This is a genomic window from Kocuria sp. CPCC 205297, from assembly GCF_040981035.1.
Classification (GTDB): domain Bacteria; phylum Actinomycetota; class Actinomycetes; order Actinomycetales; family Micrococcaceae; genus Kocuria; species Kocuria marina.
The window spans coordinates 1-1,491 of sequence record NZ_JAVKPY010000031.1; the positions used below are offsets into that span (position 1 = coordinate 1).

2 protein-coding genes are annotated in these 1,491 nt (G+C 62.7%); one reads left to right on the plus strand and one right to left on the minus strand.

Annotated features, from left to right (window positions below; all coding sequences use genetic code 11):
* Positions 1-554 (plus strand): GNAT family N-acetyltransferase (locus tag RF650_RS13490; RefSeq protein ID WP_368815172.1); only part of this gene is annotated, 554 nt, incomplete at its 5' end.
* A gap of 3 nt (positions 555-557) precedes the next feature.
* On the opposite strand, the gene RF650_RS13495 is transcribed toward RF650_RS13490, so the two are convergent.
* Positions 558-1,439 (minus strand): IS5 family transposase, encoded by an 882-nt coding sequence (locus RF650_RS13495; protein WP_368815173.1) that lies wholly within the window; start codon positions 1,437-1,439, stop codon positions 558-560.
* Positions 1,440-1,491: the final 52 nt, after the last annotated feature.

Here is a 1,491-nt window from a genome sequence, read left to right on the forward strand (position 1 = left end):
TAGGGCGTGTTGCTAAATGCTCGTTCAGCTACGGTCTTCGTGTGCTCGATACATCCAGACTCCGAATGAGGCGGCCTCGTGAAGCCGACGTCGATGCGGTCCTCGCCTATAGGTCGAGACCGGACGTGGCTCAGTACCTGAGCGCTGGAACGTGGACTCGGGAGCACACCGCGAGTGAGCTCTCCCTGTACGCTGCAGCACGGTTCGACGGCCCCGGCGACGAGCTGGTTCTGGTTGTCGAGCTTCTTGAGACAGGCGAAGTTGTCGGAGAGGTCGGGCTCGTCTGGCTTCACGATGACAGCGCCGAGATTGGTTACGTGTTCAATCCCCGTTTCGGTGGGAAGGGCCTGGCAACTGAAGCTGTGGGCGCTCTCCTGGCTGCTGCCCTCAGCGACTGGGGCTTCGTTCAAGTGGTAGCTAAGACGGACGCCGCCAACGAATCTTCGCGTGAGCTTTGCGAGCGGCTTGGCATGAATCTGGTCGCGACGACGCTCACAACGGACGGGCGAGGCGTCGAGGAATCTGCCTACGCTGTGTCGGCATCGGCAAACTGAAGATCAGTTCGGAGAAGAAGAGCTGGGTCTCTCGGCCCACAGCAGGGTCGCGGCGAGGCAGAGGGCTGCGTGGTAGTTACGGGCGGTCTTGTCGGAGCGCATCGCGATGCCCCGCCACTGTTTCAGCCGGTTGAAACACCGCTCGACGACGTTCCGGCCCTTGTAGTCGTCCGCGTCGAACACAATGGGCCGGCCCGGACGCTTTCGGCGATGTGCGATTTGGTCGTTGCGCTCAGGGATCGTCGTCTTGACGTCCCGTGCCCGCAGCCATGCGCGGCTGGCCTTCGATGGGTATCCCTTGTCGGCGCGCAACCGGTCCGGCCGAAGTCGTGGACGTCCCGCGGTCGGGACGCGGATCTGGTTCATCGTCGCCGGCAACATGATGGTGTCGGCGACCTGGCCGCCGGTTACGACGAACCCGAGTGGTCGGCCTCTGCCGTCGCAAACGAGATGTGTCTTCGTCGTGAGCCCGCCGCGCGACCGGCCGATCGCATGATCCGACGGCTCAGCGGTGGACTTGTTGTAGTTCGAAGTGCCCTTTTTAGCCCGTGGCAGTGTCGCTCCATGCTGATGCACGCGTGCGATTGTGGAATCGATTGACGCCACCCAGTCGATGTCCCCATTGCGCTCGACTACGCCTTGCACGTGTTCGAGAACACGCGCCCAAAGGCCGTCCTTCGCCCATCGGTCAAAGTTGCGGTAGATCGTGTTCCAGTTTCCGAACCGCTCCGGCAGGTCTCGCCACGGAGCGCCCGTCCGGAACCGCCACACCACCGCTTCCACGATGACCCGACGATCGACTGGCGGGCGTCCTCTCGTTTTTGCAGGCGGGAACAGCGGACCGATGACAGACCACGTTTCGTCAGAGATCACGTCACGCGACACAATCCAAGGATGACCGAACGGTTCCGGCCGGCCGTTTAGCAACACGACCTAG